This is a genomic window from Marinobacter orientalis, from assembly GCF_004792665.1.
In the GTDB taxonomy this organism is placed as follows: domain Bacteria; phylum Pseudomonadota; class Gammaproteobacteria; order Pseudomonadales; family Oleiphilaceae; genus Marinobacter; species Marinobacter orientalis.
In genome coordinates this window covers 1,540,683-1,558,081 of the sequence record NZ_SRZX01000001.1, presented here as the reverse complement: position 1 = coordinate 1,558,081, position 17,399 = coordinate 1,540,683, and the positions used below count along the sequence as shown (strand labels likewise).

Genomic DNA, 17,399 nt, shown 5'->3' with positions numbered 1-17,399 from the left:
ATGACCAATCAGGAATCAGCGGTTCTGCTCAAACAGCGCAGCGACGGTGTTGCCGAAGTGGTGCTCAACCGCCCGGACAAACGCAACGCGTTTGACGACGTCATCATCCAGCAACTGATCAAGGCGCTGGAAGAAGCGAACGCCGACGACAACAGCAACATCGTAATCCTGCGCTCCGCAGGCAAACACTTCTCCGCCGGAGCCGACCTGGGCTGGATGCGCCGCATGGCGGACAACAGCCGCCAGGAAAACCTGGACGACGCCCGCCAGCTCGCGCGGCTCATGGAAACACTCAATACCCTCGGCAAGCCGGTCATTGGCCTGGTACAGGGTGCGGCTTACGGTGGCGCTGTGGGCCTGGCCGCCTGCTGCGATATCGTGCTCGCCACGGAAAAATCCAGCTTCTGCCTGAGCGAGGTCAAACTCGGCCTGATCCCTGCCGTGATCAGCCCCTATGTGGTGCGCGCCATTGGTGAACGCCAGGCGCGCCGGTACTTTATCTCGGCGGAAGTGTTCAGCGCCCGGCAAGCGGAGCAGTACGGCCTGGTTCACATGATCTGTGACGACGTGGACGCCATGGAACGCCGCTGTGACGAGCTGCTGCTGCAGCTTGCCCTCAACGGCCCCGAAGCCATGAACGCTGCCAAGGACCTGGTGTTTGCGGTCAGCCACAAAATCATCGGCGAAGACGTCTTTGAAGACACTGCACAACGCATCGCGGACATCCGGGTGGGTGCCGAAGGACAGGAAGGACTCAGCGCCTTCCTGAACAAGCGCAAAGCCAACTGGGTTCCGGAGGAAGAATAATGTTCAGTAAAATTTTAATCGCCAATCGCGGTGAAATCGCCTGCCGGATCATCCAGACCGCCCATCGCATGGGCATCCGCTGCGTCGCGGTCTATTCCGATGCCGACGCCGATGCACGGCACGTGGCCATGGCGGACGAAGCCTTCAACATCGGCCCTGCGCCCAGCTCCGAAAGCTACCTCAAAGCCGACAGGATCATCGAGGTCGCCAAAGAGAGCGGCGCCCAGGCCGTTCATCCGGGCTACGGTTTTCTCTCCGAGAACACAGGGTTTGCCGAAGCCTGCGAAGCCAACAACATCGTGTTCATCGGCCCGCCCTCTTCCGCAATCGCGGCCATGGGCTCCAAATCCGCCGCCAAGGCCATTATGGAAAAAGCCGGCGTGCCCCTGGTGCCCGGCTACCATGGCGACGACCAGTCCCCGGACACCCTGCGCAAAGAGGCCGAAAAGTGCGGCTTCCCGCTACTGCTGAAAGCCGTCGCCGGCGGTGGTGGCAAGGGCATGCGCGTGGTCGAGCGCATGGAAGACTTTGACGATGCCCTGGCCGCCGCCAAACGGGAATCGAAAAACGCCTTCGGCAACCCCGACATGCTCATCGAGCGTTACCTGACCCAACCGCGGCACGTGGAAATCCAGGTGTTCTGCGACAAGAGCGGCAAAGGTGTCTACCTGGCGGAGCGCGACTGTTCGGTGCAGCGCCGCCACCAGAAAGTGCTGGAAGAAGCCCCGGCTCCCGGCCTGAGCGAAGAAACCCGCAAAGCCATGGGCGAGGCTGCGGTAAAAGCTGCCCAGGCCATCAACTACGTGGGCGCCGGCACCGTTGAATTCCTCTACGACGTGGACGGTTCTTTCTTTTTCATGGAAATGAACACCCGCCTGCAGGTAGAGCACCCGGTCACCGAAATGGTCACCGGTCAGGACCTGGTGGAATGGCAATTGAAAGTTGCCTGGGGTGACCCGCTGCCCCTGGAACAGTCCCAGGTAAAAACCCGGGGCCACGCCCTGGAAGCGCGTATCTACGCCGAAGACCCGGACCAGGACTTCCTGCCCGCGACCGGCAACCTGCGCTACCTGAGCACCCCGGATGAAAGTGCCCATGTGCGCGTGGACACCGGCGTCACCGAAGGCGACGATATCAGCATCCACTACGACCCGATGATCGCAAAGCTCATCGTGTGGGACGAAACCCGGGACCAGGCCATCAACCGCATGGTCCAGGCCCTGGAGCACTACCGCATCGCCGGCGTAAAAACCAATATCCGTTTTCTCCACGCCCTGGCCGACGCCCAGCCGTTCCGGGAAGCAGAACTGACCACCGGGTTTATCGACGACCATCGCGAGCTGCTGTTCCCGAAATCCAGGCTCGACACCCACAAAGCCCTGGTGCTGGCCGCCGGCTTCGTGCTGGAACAGCGCAAATCCCGGGAAGTGATCAGCACCGATCCGTGGTCGCCATTCGGCCGCCAGAACAGCTGGCGCATGAACTCGGAATATGCCCAACCACTGCAGTTGCAGGTGGGCGACGAGATTCACGAACTCAAGGTGCTGGAACGGGACGACCGCTACCAGGTATTTGTAGGCGACAGCGTCTACAACCTCACCGCCCGGCTGGACGACGACTTCCTGCAGGCCGTCATCAACGGCCATCGCATCAGCATCCACGGCAACCTGCACAACGATCAGCTGGTGCTGTTCTATGAAGGCGACACCTTCCAGTGCACCGTTTACCGGGAAACCTACGGCTTTGAAGAAATGGCCGGTGAAGGCAGCCTGGCCGCTCCCATGAACGGCGCGATCGTGGCAGTGCAGGCCAGAGTGGGCGATCAGGTCACTGCCGGCCAGAGCCTGGTGATCATGGAAGCCATGAAAATGGAACACGCTATCAAGGCCCCGGCGGATGGCATAGTGACCGACATCTTCTTCGTGGAAGGGGACCAGGTCTCCGAAGGTGCCGAGCTGATCGCCATTGAAGTCACTGCAGACGCGGAAGAGGAGGCAGGCTGATGGCCTTTCCCGACCGAGTAAGACTGGTTGAAATGAGCCCCCGGGACGGTCTTCAAAATGAACCCGGCGCGGTCATCGAGACCCGTATCAAAACCGGCCTGATCGAACGGCTGGCTGACTGTGGCCTCAACCACATCGAATCCGCCAGCTTTGTATCCCCGAAATGGGTGCCACAAATGGGTGACGCTGCCGACGTCATGGCCGGCATCAAACGCAAACCGGGCGTTCGCTACTCCGTACTCACCCCCAACCTGAAGGGCTTCGAAAACGCCCTCGCCGCCGGGGCAGACGAAGTCGCGGTCTTTGGCGCTGCGTCCGAATCCTTCAGCCAGAAAAATATCAACTGCTCCATCGCCGAAAGTCTCGAACGCTTCCTGCCGGTGATGGAAGCTGCCAAACAGCACCACATCCCGGTGCGCGGCTACGTCTCCACCGTCCTCGGCTGCCCCTACGAAGGTGACATCGCTCCCGAACAGGTCGCCAAAGTCGCCAAAGCCCTGGCCGAAATGGGCTGCTATGAAATCTCCCTTGGCGACACCATCGGCGTAGGCACCCCATTGAAAGCCAAACGCATGCTCGAAGCCGTCGCCGCTGAAGTGCCCATGGAAAAGCTGGCCGCCCACTTCCACGACACCTACGGCCAGGCTCTGGCAAACCTGTACGCGGTAGTGGAAGAAGGCATTTCCGTTATTGATGCGTCAGTCGCCGGCCTCGGCGGCTGCCCCTATGCAAAGGGCGCGTCGGGAAACGTAGCCACAGAAGACGTGCTATACCTTCTGAACGGATTGGGTATAAAAACGGGTGTCGATCTCGACAAACTGGTATCAACCGGCGAATGGATCAGCCAACAGCTAAACCGTCACAACGGCTCCAAAGTAGGCCAGGCACTAGGCGGTAACTGCAAATGATCGAGTGGGGAGTGGGCCTGGTTGTCCGGGACCGTAAAAAACAGGGATGTTTTTTACGAGCCTACATGGACGTATTAACGGCGTGTCCCGGACAACCAGGCCCACTCCCCACCGCACCCCATCCACAGGCTAGGAGCGCAAAATGAACAAAAAGAGCGTAGTCGCGTTGGATCTCCCGATCCCGGAGATCAAGGACATGCCAGCAGACACCCAGAAGTACTTCCAGATCTGCCAGGAAAAACTCGGCATGGTCCCCAACGTACTCACCGCCTACAGCCAGAACCTCAAACAGCTCGAGGGCTTCACCCGCCTGTATAACGAACTGATGATGGGCGAAAGCGAACTCAGCAAACTCGAGCGGGAAATGGTCGCCGTCGTGGTGTCCTCCGAGAACAAATGCTTCTACTGCCTGGTCGCTCACGGCGCCGCCGTACGGGTACTGAGCGGCGACCCCCAACTGGGCGAACACATGGTGATGAACTACCGCAGTGCCCGACTCGACGGGCGCCAGCGGGCGATGCTGGATTTTGCATCGCATCTCACCCGTTCGCCGGCGACCGTCACCGAAGAACATATCCAGGCCCTGCGGGACGCAGGCCTCAGTGACAGCGGCATCTGGGACCTGAGCAACCTGATCGGCTTCTACAATATGTCCAATCGCGTGGCCATCGCCAGCGACATGCAACCAAACCCTGAGTATCACAGCCAGAGTCGCTAGCAGACATCTGACTCTGTTCGCACTCGACTACAAAAAAAATGGAGGCAGACAAATGAACCAGACTCTACCTAGCTCCTATCCAAGTTATACCAGCGGTACCTCCGAAACCCCGCTGCTGGGCATGACCATCGGCGAAATGCTCGACCGCACCGCCGAAAAATACCCGGACACCGAAGCCCTGGTCGCCCTGCACCAGGGCATCCGCTGGACCTACAGAGAATTCCAGCAGAAGGTCAACGAAGCCGCCCGCGCCTTCATGGCCATCGGCGTTGAACGTGGCGACCGGGTGGGCATCTGGTCCCCCAACCGTTACGAGTGGACCGTCACCCAGTTCGCCACCGCCAAAGTGGGCGCCATCCTGGTGAACATCAACCCGGCCTATGGTGTTCACGAACTGGAGTACGCCCTCAACCTGTCCGGCATGCGCTTCCTGGTCACCGCAGACAGCTTCAAGACCTCCGACTACCGCAAGATGGTCTACGAACTGGCCCCGGAACTGCAGGCCAGCCAGCCCGGCAAACTCAAATCCCGGCGCCTGCCAGACCTCGAAGGCGTGATCAACCTCGACCAGCGCAGCCACGAAGGCATGTGGGCCTGGAATGATTTCGTCAAACTGGCCAGCGAAGTCACCCAGCAACAACTGGACGAACGCCAGAGGGTGCTGCAGTTCGATGACCCCATCAATATCCAGTTCACCTCAGGTACCACCGGCAACCCCAAGGGTGCCACGCTCACCCATCACAACATCCTCAACAACGGCTACTTTGTGGGCGAGAGCCAGCGCCTGACCGAAAAAGACCGCCTGGTGATCCCGGTCCCCCTTTACCACTGCTTCGGCATGGTGATGGGTAACCTGGGCTGCATCACCCACGGCTCCACCATGATCTACCCGGGCGAAGGCTTCGAGCCCAAATCCGTGCTGCAGGCGGTGCACCAGGAGAAGGCCACTGCTCTTTACGGCGTACCGACCATGTTCATCGCCGAACTGGCCGAGCCGGAATTCGAGACCTACGACCTCTCCACCCTGCGCACCGGCATCATGGCCGGCTCCATCTGCCCGGCGGAAGTGATGAAAAAAGTCAACGGCAAGATGAACATGAAGGAAGTCCAGATCGCCTACGGCATGACCGAAACCAGCCCGGTGTCCACCCAGACCAGCTCCCTCGACCCGTTCGAGAAGCAGGTAACCACCGTGGGCCGCACCCAGCCGCATCTGGAAACCAAAATCGTCAATCCGGGCAACGGTAACATCCTGCCCCGGGGCGAAACCGGCGAACTCTGCACCCGCGGCTACAGCGTGATGCTGAGATACTGGAACAATGAAGAAAAAACCGCCGAAGCCATCGACGAGGCCGGCTGGATGCACACCGGCGACCTGGCCACCATGGACGAAGACGGCTACATCCAGATCGTCGGCCGCATCAAGGACATGGTCATCCGCGGCGGCGAGAACATCTACCCGAAAGAAATCGAGGAATTCCTCTACACCCACCCTGCCATCGAGGAAGTACAGGTAACCGGTATTCCCGACGACAAGTACGGCGAGGAACTGATCGCCTGGGTAAAACTGGCCCCGGATGCGGAGCCGGTCACCGGCGACGAACTGCGGGAATTCTGCAAGGGCAAAATTGCCCACTTCAAGATTCCCCGGAATTACAAGTTCGTCGATGAATTCCCGATGACGGTTACCGGGAAGATCCAGAAGTTCAAGATGCGGGAGATTTCTATCGAGGAGATGGGATTGAAGAGTTAATCACTATTACTGCCTGGTTCCTGTCTGCAGACCCCGGCTTTTTTGTCGGGGTCTGTTTTTTTTGGTCTCGCCGTATAGCCTGAAGAATGATTGCGATCGTATAAACCAGTCCGTCACTGTCAGACAGTTTTCAAGGGTATTCACTCGGAGAGCCCTCGTGAATGTACCGCACCGGAGCACTTACCAGGAGATCGAAGAGTTTCAGCAAGCTTTAGGGCACATCTGGGACGTGGAGATCACCCAGTCAGAAACCGGGCCAATGGAAACATTTATCGCGGCCACCCGGGTTAACGATTGCCTTGTTTATGAAAGCGGTTCCAACACCTCTTTACTTTGCTCAGGATCTCGTTCCGATGATTTCTGGACCATTTCCCCCATCACCCACACATGCGCCGGAGGCCGGTTTCGTGGTCATCAGCTCGACGCCGGACAGATTCTGTTGCTGGATCCCGGCGGTGAAGTCTATCAACAGGTAGCCGCCGGACAGCGTCAACAGGCCATATCAATTCCCCTGGACCTTGCGGAGCGGATCTGCGAGACAGAATATGGACTCTCAGCCGGCGCCATATGGGGGTGCTGGTGCATAAGGGCTGATACGGCTGTCACGGTTCATATCGCCGGGCTTCTTGGGCGACTGCTGTCAGAGCCCTGGGTGACAGAATACTGGGGCGTCCGCAATGGTGCCGACCTTGCCGCACACATCATCTCTCTGGCGGCGAGTGCCCCCCAGAACCACCTTGCCCGGTCCAGCCTGGTCCATCGGCGGCGGATCGTCGGCCTGGCCGAGGAGCTGATACGAAGCCGTCTGGATAATCCCCCAAGCGTCAGCGAACTCTGCGAAATCACACACACCAGCCGGCGATTGCTGTTCTACGCTTTCCGGGAGCTGCTGGGGCGAACACCCTCCGCACACGCCAAAATCCTTCGGCTCCACGTTGCAAGGCGTCAAATCGCCGCCCGGAGCAACGAACGCTGCGTGCAGCAAATCGCTTCTGATCTGGGCTTCTGTCACCTCGGGCAGTTCGCTATCGATTACGCCCGTCTGTTCGGGGAATCACCCAGCAAGACCCGCCAAAGCAAATGGAGTAGGCAGAGCCAGCCTCTGGTGATGCCCTTCAGTAGAGCGCAACCACCTCGTAGCGCAACTTCAGGTCGCCCGAGTCATCCAGCATTTCCAGGTGCTGACCGATGATTCGGTATGCCCTCACCTCTTCGAGCATATCCCGGAACTGGTCGGCTTGTTCCATGCCCTCGAGGCAGGCCTTTCGGGTTGTTGCCAGCCGGGAAAGGTCCATCGCCGGGCCGTCCGTCTGGTAAGCCCCCGTAAGGACGTTGCAGCCATCGGAACCGGTCACACGCCCGTTTTCGCGGAATACAAGGTGCGGTTCACGCTGGTTTGGCACGCGCTGGACTCCCTCTGAACCCAGCAGAGTCAGCCGCCAGTACGTATTCTCCAACGTCGCACGCTGGATCGGAGAGGGGCAGGACTGTTCCGGCCAGACACCGATAAAACGCTCCGGGACGAGGGTACGAACAGGGCCGGGGCCCTCCATTGGCATACGCTGGGCAAGTTGACCTTCGAGGCTGACCATTACCTCCTCGCCGGGCTTTTCCCGGGCAGCGAGGTAAGCCTCCTCCAGAGCGCGGTTATCGGCTTCGGCGGCCACCGGCATTTCCAGCCCGGTCAGACATTCCCGGAATATGCCCGCATCGGCCAGATAACGGTATTTTCCACCGAGCAGCAGGCGCGGCTCCAGCTCCTGAAACTCCGGTTCGCGCGTAAGGCTGTAGTTCAGCCTGGATTCGATCCTTTGGCCGTCCCTGTCGAGCAACCGCAACCTGTCCGGGGCCGCTATTTCAAAGCGCCTGGGGGCTTCTCGGCCGCCATACAGCGTAACCTCCCGGCCATCCGATGAGTACAGGTAGCGCCCGATATCAAAAAACGGACCACCGTCGCGATCCTGATATGTTTCACGCAGCAGGTAAACACCGTCGGCCAGCAGATTCAGGTGCAGGTCAATACCCGGGCAATCTGCGCAGGGCAGCGTCCCCGAAAACGTTGCCGGCAACGCGGTGATCCGTTCCTGAGACAGGCCTTCACCAGTTTCCTTGGCGGTTTTAGGCTGATGGGCTGAGGAGGCGCAGCCCATCAGCACCAGAAGTGCACACACGCTAAACAAAACTTTCATGTCCAATCTGCCTCATGGGGTTTCAGGATTTGGCATTGCCTCCGCCACCTGAGTCGACGGAGCCTTCCGGCGGGTAGTCCAGGGAATCTCTCAACTCGGTCCGGGTTTGCAGGTCAAACTCGGGGAACGGCAACTTTTGCCCGTGGCGCAACTCTCGCATAATCTCTTCAATGCGCATGGTGCGCTCGCTGTCCACACCGGAGTCCTGAGCCAGGTAATTCACGGTAGACGGGAAGGCAAATGTGGTGCCGGACTCCTCGACAATGTCGATAAGGCGAAGAAAAATATCCTCCCGCACACCAAAGAATTTATTAAAGTCACTGGTTTTCACATAAGCGAATATCTCGATATCGACCGAATGATTACCGAAACCGGCGAATCGCGCCCGTGCGGGCTCCGGCGTCACCATCGGATGCCGGAGTAACAGCTTTCGAATCTCCGCCAGAAGCCAGCGCAGCTGGTCCGGGCTGGTTTCATAGCGAAAACCGATCGTGGTCTGTAATAACATCCGGTCACGTCGCGTGAGATTCTCGATATTCAGGTTCACAAACTCGGCGTTGGGGACCGTGATGACCGACTGATCCAGAGAGCGTACTTTTACAGATCGCAGTCCGATGCCCTCGATGACCCCGAGGTGGTCTCCGAAACAACAAAAGTCGCCGACCTCGACTGGCTTGTCAGCATAAAGCGTAATGCCACCTATCAGGTTTTCCAGCGTGCTGCGAGCCGCCAGTGCGACTGCAAGACCGCCGATACCAAGGCCGGCGATCACGCCCTGGTAGGGAATCGAGAGAATCTCGGCGAGAAACAGGATGGCACCGATGACCACTGCAAGCTTGGCAATCGACGTCGCCAGCGAACGCAGGATCTCGTCCCGGTAGCGGTGATTGCTGTGAGAGTGGGCATCCAGCATCTCGCTAACCTTGTCCACCAGATGATAGGCGAGCCAGCCACCGGCGATGGACAGGGTTACCCCGATGAAAACGCGCAGTGGTATGTCCACGGCTTGAGGCAGGCCCAATGTCCGAAGCGCCAACAAACCCAGACCTGCAATCAGGATCAGTCGTAACGGCCATAGAAAACGGACTTTGGCCGATAGTGAATGATTTTCATCGCTTTTCTTAAGCTGGAAGATCTGCGCAACGATCCATGTAAAAACCCAACTCAACGGAATACTGATGACCAGCAGCAGTGCCAGCGCAATCCATTGCCAAACTTCCACTCCCGCACCGGCCTCCTGGAGCAGGTCGCGATGTATTGAACGGGCATTGTTGCGGATTTCGAAAAACGGTGTCGATTCCCGGCGCTGCTCTACCTGCGCCAGCGGCATATCCTCCATTGCCATGAACAACTGGCGTGCGCTGGCCATGGTTTCTGCGCTGAACTGCCATCTGAAAGAGCCGTCTTCCTGTCCTACTGGCTGGATTTCGATCGTCCCGGCAGGGTGGACAAAGTGTGTATAGGCTGCCTGTCGGTTCGGGTCGTCGGGAATTTCCTGGCGCAATGGCAGGCCAATACGGTAGAGAACCTCAATAAGATACTCGCCAAGCAAAAAACCCTCGTCCTCACGCACGGCCGCCGCGATTTGCGACAGATCCATGGTTTTCAGGAAAAGCTCCCGTTTGCCGTTGCGAGCGTTATTCCACTGCTCAAGGAAGGTGCGCATGGTGTCGCGTGGTGACGCCAGTTCGTGATGCTTTCGCGGGTGCGGGACCGCACCATCGTAATTGTCAAGCAGCGCCTCGAGCGCTTCCCGCATCTCCGCTTCCGGAGGAACAACGATTCGCCAGGGCTCTGAACCTGTCCCGTTTGTCGGCTCCCCGGGCCGGAACGTAAGCGAGTAAGGAAGGTTGGTGCCTGCCTGGGTGAGGTTGACTGTATACTCCTCGGCCCCGCTGAGGTCGCCATTTGGTCGCAGCTCCCAGACTCGAAAAGTCAGGCGATCAACGATCTGGAAGAGCAGGCGCGCGAGATCGATACGGTCATAGGGTGTCAGGGAATCGTCAAACGCTGAGAAGTCCAGCAACTGGAAAACCACACCAAGCCGGTCGCTTCTCCCCTCACCCGCCTGGTTTCCGGCTTTCAGGAACGACAGCAGCGTCAGTTCAGCACTGGAGGCATCAAGTTTCCCAAACAGGGTTTCCTGTATTTTTTTGTCCGTGCGGACACCCGTCCACCACTCTCCGGTTCCGAAACGCCCCATGAAACTTTGCTGGTCCGGCGACATCACGAAGATAAAAACACCCTCGCCTGCGGCATCCGACCATTTGCCGGCTAACTCGCTGCCGTCGATTCTGCCCTCAACTTCGCCGCGGAAACCGGGGTAGGTTCCGACAACCTGATTTCCATCCTGCTGCAACTCCATGACCGCGCCACCACCCCGCCATTGGGTGTCCCACACCCCGGTCCAGTCGCCGGGTTCGGCAGCCATGGTGGCGAAAGGCAGCGTACTCAGTACCAGAGCCAGGGCCCTGAAGCCGGGAAAGACCCTAGTCAACGCGTACCACATCGGTTTCACCTGTGCTGATCACGGTTGGTTATCTCAGTCCTGCTCAGCCGGCTGCCACGGCGTCCAGGGCATCTCAGCATCCTCCGGGAGACTACGCGACACCGGTGGACCGTAAGAAGGATCTGTACCGTCAGCGTACGGATCAGTAAGCATGATCATTTCGGTGAAGCCCGTCGCTACGATCGGACCGTCGGGTGATCCTTCCCGCAACTGAATAACACCCTCGATATAGGGACCGGCCAGGCCATAGCCTTCCTGTTCCGGATAGGTCGGTTCGTAGTAGTAGGTTCCCTGCGGTGTCTCGATGCGGCCCCACCACGGGTAATGCTTGCCTGACTTGGGCGACATCCACATTTTCGAGGGGATAAGCTTGAACGATTCACCGAAGGCGTAGGATCGTTCATGGGTTTCGCCGTCCATGAACAGGTAGCGATTCACGTGATAGTGCGGGTCACGAAAACTGTCGTCCTTGTAATACTGGCGAAAGGTCATCACATCATCGTTATCAAAGCGGAACCAGGCCCAGAAATACCGGTACTGGAAGGTGTTCCGGAAATTGCCCCACTGGTGTTCGAACCAGCCTTCCGCATCGAACTCGATGGTTCGCCCTCCCACTTCCACAGTACCCTGCACCGCCATGCTCGGGGCTGCGTAATAATAGGTCAGCCCATACATGGTTTCGGGATTCTGGCGGTTTTGCGGATCAACACCGATGCTTTCCAATCCCCAGTAGGCCAGCGGCACATAACCCGGTTCCTGCAGGGTTGCTGTCATGTCGAGCCTGAATGGTTGATTCCACTTATCATCCTTGGTGTTGTAACCGGAAAACGTCCAGGTTTCACTGGGATGGTCATACTCGGTCGTAAAACCGTTGTTACCATCATCGATCGAATACTTGAACCTGAAATCATCCGCCTCCGGTTCTGAGCCCTCGGTCTGAAGTGGGCCGGTCAGATAGGGCATGGAGGTGTGGAACTCGCCCGTATCCAGATTATGGAAAGCGAAAAGCACGTTGTGCAGGGGGCGTTCTTTCTCTTCCCTGCTCATCCAGCCCTGAGCGAGGGGAACCCAGAAAATCGATACGCGATCACCTGTCTCCACATCCTCACCAATGGCGGTGATGTAGTGCCACTCGTTGTAATCGTTGGACTGGTAGAAAGAGCCACCATGCCAGGCATGGTCACGGGGAAGCTGATACGCAGCCTGCCCGCTCTGTGTCTCTATACCGGCGCCTTCAACTGGCGGTGGCATCTCGCCAGCGGCTGTCTGGGCGAGTCCTGCCACAGATAAAACTGCGGCTGGAAAGATTTTTGTATTCATTCGTGCGCTCCTGTGCGTTTTCGACCCTGTCCCAACGGATCACCAACCGTATTCGATGAGGGACGTTGAAGGTCCTGAAAGTATAAAGACGCTGTTCGCACAGATAAGTCGAAAAAGTGCAAAGTTCAGGTGTCACCAGGCAAATTCCGAAGTTGCCCTTCCTGAGGCTTACGAGGATGGCTTGATGGAAGGCTTGAACCTGTCGCGAAGGCCCTGAATCCATTGATAGAAAACAGGCACCATCAGTGTTCCGAGAATGGTTGCTGCCACCATTCCGCTAAGCACGGTGATGCCCAGACTGACCCTGCTGGCAGCCCCTGCGCCGCTGGCAAACACCAGTGGCAGAACGCCAAGCACGAAGGAAAACGCGGTCATCAGCACAGCCCGGAAGCGAAGAACGGCCGCTTTCCTGGCAGCCTCCCCTGTCGGCAGGCCGGATTGGCGGAGCTGCATCGCGAATTCCACGATGAGAATGGCCGTTTTGGTTGATAAACCGATCAACAGTACCAGCCCCACCTGCGCATAGATATTATTGGCCATGCCCAGCAGCCAGAGCCCACCCATGGCACCGAACATCGCCAGCGGGACCGCCCCGATCACGGCGAGCGGCAGGCTCCAGCTTTCGTATTGGGCAACCAGAAACAGATACACGAACACGATGGCCAGCAGGAAGATCACCGCTGCCAGGCTCCCGGCCTGTATTTCCTGAAGACTTTGCCCGGCCCAGCTGAATTCATAGCCCTGGGGCAATTGTGCTGACAGGGTTTCCATGGCCTGGAGCGCGTCGCCACTGGCAAATCCGGCAGCAGCTTCACCGGATATGGTGACTGAGCGTTTGAGATTGAAATGCTGGATGGTTGATGGCCCAAGAACCGGCTCAAGGGATGCCAGTGTTGTCAGTGGCACCATTTCACCCTGCTGATTTCGCACCTGGTAATAGGACAGGTCCTCGGGGTCCTGTCGGTAACGACCTTCCGCCTGCAGCAATACCCGGTAATTCTTGCCGAAGCGGGTGAAATCGTTGACGTAAAGCGAGCCCATTTGTGTCTGCAGGGTAGAGAAAATGTCCGAAAGCTGGATACCCATCGCTTTCGCTCTGTTACGGTCCACCTGCAACAGGTATTGGGGAATATTGGCACGATAGGTACTGTAAACCCGTGACAGTGCTTCGTGCTCATTGGCCTCGAAAATCAGGCCGTTCATGACCTGGGATAGCTCGGTGACGTCCCGCCCCTGATTATCCTGGAGGCGGAAATCGAACCCCGATGAAGTGCCAAGCCCGGGGATGGGCGGCGGGTTTAATACCATCACCTGCGCCTCCGCGATCGACCAGAGACGTGACGACAGCCGGGGTATGATCTGCTGCAGCCCTGAAGTCCCGTCCTCCCGCTCCTCCCAGTCCCTGAGCGTAATGATGCCAAGCCCATTATTGGAATTGGCACCACCTAACAGCGAAAACCCCGACACGGTGATGAAATCGGTCACCGCAGGATCTTCCAGAACCATATCGGTGACTTTCTGAAGTACCACATCCGTGCGCTCAAGCGCCGCCGCATCAGGCAGCTGCACATCCACAAAAAGAAATCCCTGGTCTTCCGGAGGCACAAACGCAGTAGGTACCGCCTTGAACAGGCCAGCGCTGGCAAGCAGGACCACCACCAGCCCGACACCCATCAGGGCGCTCTTGCGAAGCAGCCGTGTCACCAGTCCGTCGTAGCCTCTGGTTCCACTGGTAATCAACTTCTCGACGGGGCCCAGCCAGCGAATCGGCTGGCTGCCGCCCCGGCCCAGCAGCGAAACGCAAAGCGCCGGACTCAGGGTCAAAGCGTTGATCGATGAGATAATCACTGCCACCGAGATGGTGACGGAAAACTGCTTGTACAGCTCACCGGTAATGCCCGGCATAAAACCCACCGGAACGAAGACGGCCAGCAGCACCAGAGTGGTGGCAATGACCGGGCCGGTAACCTCCGCCATGGCTTTCGTCACCGCCTCGCGGATAGGCAGCTTTTCTTCCTGCAGAAGGCGCTCGACGTTTTCGATCACCACAATGGCATCATCCACTACGATACCGATGGCGAGCACCAGCCCGAACAGGGTTATGGTGTTGATGGAATAACCAAGCACCGCCATCACCGCAAAGGTGCCAATGAGCGAGACCGGTATGGCGATGCTGGGGATCAGTGTGGCCCGCCAGTTCTGCAGGAACAGAAACACCACGAGTATGACCAGTCCGACCGCCTGAAGCAGGGTAACAATCACTTCGTCGATGGAGCGGCTGATAAACTCGGTGCTGTCGAAAAGGATGCTGTGCTCAACGCCGTCCGGAAAACCGGCAGCCGCATTGTCAACCACCTCTTTTACCCGTTCCGCAACCTCAAGTGCATTGGCATCGGGCAACTGATAGATCACCACAAATGCTGTGTCCCGGTTGTTCAGTCTGGCCGTAGACGCATAGGAGCGCGAACCCAGTTCGATGCGCCCTACATCCCTTAACCGCACGAATCCGCCATCGGATTTTGCCCTGAGAATGGTCTGGGCAAATTCGTCGGGGTCTGAAAGCCGCTCACGGCTCTGGATGCTGTAAACAAATTGCTGTCCGGCAGGCACCGGCGGCTGCCCGAGCTTGCCTGCAGCCACAATCTGATTCTGCTCTCTCAGCGCCGACGCCACATCGGAGACTGTTATATCAAGCGCCGACATGCGTTGCGGGTCCAGCCAGACCCGCATACTGTAATCTTTTGCCCCCATGACTTCGGCAGAGCCGACGCCCGGCACACGCCCCAATGCTTCTACCAGATTGTTCGAGGCGTAATTACTGAGAAAAACACCGTCCAGGTCTGGCCGGTCAGACGTCAGGTTAATACCCAACAGCATATTGCCGGCCTGCTTGCTGACGACCACGCCCTGCCGGCGCACCTCATCCGGCAGGAAGGGTTCCGCCAGAGCCACGCGGTTCTGTACGTTCACCTGGGCAATATCGGTATCCGTGCCGCTTTCAAATGTCAGGGTTATCTTTGCGGTGCCGTCGCTGGAGGCTGTCGACTCAATATAGATCATCCCTTCGACACCGTTGAGCTGTTGCTCAACCGGACGGATCACCGCTTCCTCGACCACCTGCGGGCTGGCACCCGGCAGAGTCGCCGCTACCTGAATCTGGGGCGGTGCCATATCGGGATACATATTCACAGGCAAACCCCGGAGGGCAAGCAGGCCTGCCAGGGTTATCAGGATGGAAATGACAAAGGCGAACTTCGGTCGCTGGATGAAGACGCCGCTGATCATTGGCTGACCTCTTCTGCATCGGCGAGCACGCCGGTATCAGGGTCGATACGTTTTTGCAGCGGATCGACGGTTACCCCGGTGCGGACTTTCTGCATCCCCTCCACGATGACCCGTTCCCCTGCTTCAAGACCCGCTTCCGCCACCACCATGGCGCCCTGACGTGACCCTGTCCTGATAAAGCGCTGCGCTACCTGCTGCTGATCGTCCACCACCAGCACAAACTTGCCCTCGATGGTTTCCTGTACAGCCACTTGCGGCACAAGAATCCGGGCCTCGCCGGCCTGTCCTTCCACATACAGATTCACATACAGACCGGGCACCAGAACGGCGGCGGAATTGGGGAAAACGGCCCTCATGGCAACAGTCCCGGTGGTGGCGTCAGTGCTGACGTTTGCGAAATCCATCACACCGCCCTGGGAATACCGTTCACCATCCGGTAACGTCAGATACAGAGAAAGATTACTGACCAGACCTTCGGCAGCCTCCCTTCCTGCCCGCCGAAACGCCACATACTCGGCTTCATTAAGCTGGAATTCCACGTAAATGGGATCGGTTACCAGCATTTCGGTGATAGCGCCACTGGCAGGGCCCACCACCGCCCCCACATCAAAATTCAGTTTACCGACCCAGCCCCCGAAGGGTGCCCGTATTTCGGTATAAGCCAGGTTATTGGACGCCTTTTGCACCGCTGCTTCTGCCGCCTGCAATCGCCCCTCGGCAGCACTGAAGCGATCTTTCAGCTTGTCCAGGTCAGCGGCGGAAAGAAAACCCTTCCCTGCAACTTCCTCTCCCCGCTGGAGATTTCTGGTGGCTGACTGTAATTCCGCCCGGGACGCTGCCAGCTCTGCTTCGGCCTGCCTGAGATCTGCGCTGGCACTGGTATCTTCCAGGCGCACCAGCAGTTGCCCCTGTTCGACCCGGGATCCCTCCCTGAAACTGATTTCCCTGATTTCTCCCTCAATACGGGCAGAAATATCGGCCCTCGCTGAGGGTGCGGTTCTGGCAACGAACTCCCGGGATGGCCGCACTTCGGCGCTTTCCACTGTCATCACTGATACCGCGACCGGCGGGCTCTGTGGTGCGTCAACGGGTTCGGAGCATCCGGCAATGAAGGAGAGGGAAACAATCAGGGCAAGCAAAATCCCGGGCTGTTTCCCGGGAAGCTGGCAGGCGTATCGGTGCTTTAACATTAGTTTTCTTCCTTATTACACGCAGGCGCCCGAGTTACGCCCGCGGGTTTGAGTCAAAGAATAGCCAACCCCTTCACCTCTGGCCATTGTTCAGTATTCAACCAGTTAATTCATTGCATATCGAACACACTTACGCTAAATGAATGGAAGCAGACCTCCAATCACAAACGCCTGATGGACAAAATGAAGATGATCCGATTGCCTTTATCCGTTGCCTTGGCAGCACTCTCCCTGACCGGATGTGCCTTGCAGGACAAAATTCAAAGTGGCACGGACGATCCGTGCGCCACTCTGCAAAATATCGTGGCAGACTACCCGACAGAGTTTGCAGCCTTTCGGAAGGGCGGCTCGAACTTCAGATCGTTGACCATATACCAGGCGAGAGAAGAACTGATCAGGGGTCATTGTGAGGTCTGGGCATGGGGTAACGGGGATTCCGCCTACGTGTGCACCGTTGGTGCCCCGAACCTGGATGTCGCAAACGCGCGCTACAGCCAGGCTGTGGAAAAAGTATCGGGATGTCTCGGGCCGGAATGGACTTCTGGCGAAAAAGCTCGCGAGCGTAACGGCGAGGACGCCGGTATGGCCACCCTCTTTCAGCACGAAGACAGGAAGTCACCAGTGGTCTCCGTGCACAGGGTTGAGGATCGTTCGAGCCAATCGGTTTATCTCTACATTGGCAGCTCCGGGCGCAGGCTTTAACAGTAAACCCCTGAG

General features: G+C 58.2%; 12 protein-coding genes. 7 read left to right on the top strand and 5 right to left on the bottom strand.

Features of this window, described 5'->3' with window-relative positions:
• From DIT72_RS07185 to DIT72_RS07160, 6 genes are all read left to right on the top strand, one after another.
• Nucleotides 1-807: an enoyl-CoA hydratase-related protein gene (locus tag DIT72_RS07185; protein ID WP_135954472.1), complete on the top strand. Its 807-nt coding sequence runs from the start codon at nt 1-3 to the stop codon at nt 805-807.
• Nucleotides 807-2,810 (top strand): acetyl/propionyl/methylcrotonyl-CoA carboxylase subunit alpha, encoded by a 2,004-nt coding sequence (locus DIT72_RS07180; RefSeq protein WP_135954471.1) that lies wholly within the window; start codon nt 807-809, stop codon nt 2,808-2,810. Before DIT72_RS07185 ends, DIT72_RS07180 begins: the two co-directional genes overlap by 1 nt.
• On the top strand, nt 2,810-3,718 hold the full coding sequence (locus DIT72_RS07175; protein WP_135954470.1) for a hydroxymethylglutaryl-CoA lyase: 909 nt from the start codon (nt 2,810-2,812) through the stop codon (nt 3,716-3,718). The genes DIT72_RS07180 and DIT72_RS07175 overlap by 1 nt, the downstream gene beginning before the upstream one ends.
• 142 nt (nt 3,719-3,860) lie before the next feature.
• Nucleotides 3,861-4,436: a peroxidase-related enzyme gene (locus DIT72_RS07170; RefSeq protein ID WP_135954469.1), complete on the top strand. Its 576-nt coding sequence runs from the start codon at nt 3,861-3,863 to the stop codon at nt 4,434-4,436.
• Between the two features lie 52 nt (nt 4,437-4,488).
• Nucleotides 4,489-6,189, top strand: a complete 1,701-nt coding sequence (locus tag DIT72_RS07165) for an AMP-binding protein (RefSeq protein WP_135954468.1) — start codon at nt 4,489-4,491, stop codon at nt 6,187-6,189.
• A 157-nt stretch (nt 6,190-6,346) separates the two neighbouring features.
• A complete protein-coding gene (locus DIT72_RS07160) occupies nt 6,347-7,381 on the top strand; it encodes a helix-turn-helix domain-containing protein (protein ID WP_135954467.1) in 1,035 nt (344 codons plus the stop codon).
• On the opposite strand, the gene DIT72_RS07155 is transcribed toward DIT72_RS07160, so the two are convergent.
• The 5 genes from DIT72_RS07155 to DIT72_RS07135 all read right to left on the bottom strand — a co-directional run bounded on the left by DIT72_RS07155 (nt 7,305) and on the right by DIT72_RS07135 (nt 16,682).
• A complete protein-coding gene (locus DIT72_RS07155) occupies nt 7,305-8,378 on the bottom strand; it encodes an META domain-containing protein (protein ID WP_135954466.1) in 1,074 nt (357 codons plus the stop codon). The two genes, DIT72_RS07160 and DIT72_RS07155, sit on opposite strands and share 77 nt — an antisense overlap.
• Nucleotides 8,379-8,400: 22 nt before the next feature.
• Nucleotides 8,401-10,887 carry a mechanosensitive ion channel family protein gene (locus DIT72_RS07150; protein ID WP_135954465.1) on the bottom strand — a complete coding sequence of 829 codons (2,487 nt, stop codon included), beginning with the start codon at nt 10,885-10,887 and terminating at the stop codon, nt 8,401-8,403.
• A gap of 33 nt (nt 10,888-10,920) precedes the next feature.
• Nucleotides 10,921-12,207, bottom strand: coding sequence for a lipocalin family protein (locus DIT72_RS07145; protein WP_135954464.1), 1,287 nt, complete (start codon nt 12,205-12,207; stop codon nt 10,921-10,923).
• A gap of 168 nt (nt 12,208-12,375) precedes the next feature.
• A complete protein-coding gene (locus DIT72_RS07140) occupies nt 12,376-15,492 on the bottom strand; it encodes an efflux RND transporter permease subunit (RefSeq protein WP_135954463.1) in 3,117 nt (1,038 codons plus the stop codon).
• Nucleotides 15,489-16,682, bottom strand: coding sequence for an efflux RND transporter periplasmic adaptor subunit (locus tag DIT72_RS07135; protein WP_135954462.1), 1,194 nt, complete (start codon nt 16,680-16,682; stop codon nt 15,489-15,491). Before DIT72_RS07135 ends, DIT72_RS07140 begins: the two co-directional genes overlap by 4 nt.
• 246 nt (nt 16,683-16,928) lie before the next feature.
• Between DIT72_RS07135 and DIT72_RS07130 the strand changes: the two genes are divergently transcribed.
• Complete coding sequence (locus DIT72_RS07130) at nt 16,929-17,384, top strand: hypothetical protein (RefSeq protein WP_228260747.1); 456 nt, start codon at nt 16,929-16,931, stop codon at nt 17,382-17,384.
• The last annotated feature ends 15 nt before the right edge of the window (nt 17,385-17,399 follow it).

Excerpts from the sequence above, each read along its gene's own strand:
- DIT72_RS07185 (WP_135954472.1), top strand. The coding sequence starts at position 1 with ATGACCAATCAGGAATCAGCGGTTCTGCTCAAACAGCGCAGCGACGGT.
- DIT72_RS07180 (WP_135954471.1), top strand. The coding sequence starts at position 807 with ATGTTCAGTAAAATTTTAATCGCCAATCGCGGTGAAATCGCCTGCCGG.
- DIT72_RS07175 (WP_135954470.1), top strand. The coding sequence starts at position 2,810 with ATGGCCTTTCCCGACCGAGTAAGACTGGTTGAAATGAGCCCCCGGGAC.
- DIT72_RS07170 (WP_135954469.1), top strand. The coding sequence starts at position 3,861 with ATGAACAAAAAGAGCGTAGTCGCGTTGGATCTCCCGATCCCGGAGATC.
- DIT72_RS07165 (WP_135954468.1), top strand. The coding sequence starts at position 4,489 with ATGAACCAGACTCTACCTAGCTCCTATCCAAGTTATACCAGCGGTACC.
- DIT72_RS07155 (WP_135954466.1), bottom strand. The coding sequence starts at position 8,378 with ATGAAAGTTTTGTTTAGCGTGTGTGCACTTCTGGTGCTGATGGGCTGC.
- DIT72_RS07150 (WP_135954465.1), bottom strand. The coding sequence starts at position 10,887 with ATGTGGTACGCGTTGACTAGGGTCTTTCCCGGCTTCAGGGCCCTGGCT.
- DIT72_RS07145 (WP_135954464.1), bottom strand. The coding sequence starts at position 12,207 with ATGAATACAAAAATCTTTCCAGCCGCAGTTTTATCTGTGGCAGGACTC.
- DIT72_RS07140 (WP_135954463.1), bottom strand. The coding sequence starts at position 15,492 with ATGATCAGCGGCGTCTTCATCCAGCGACCGAAGTTCGCCTTTGTCATT.
- DIT72_RS07135 (WP_135954462.1), bottom strand. The coding sequence starts at position 16,682 with ATGTTAAAGCACCGATACGCCTGCCAGCTTCCCGGGAAACAGCCCGGG.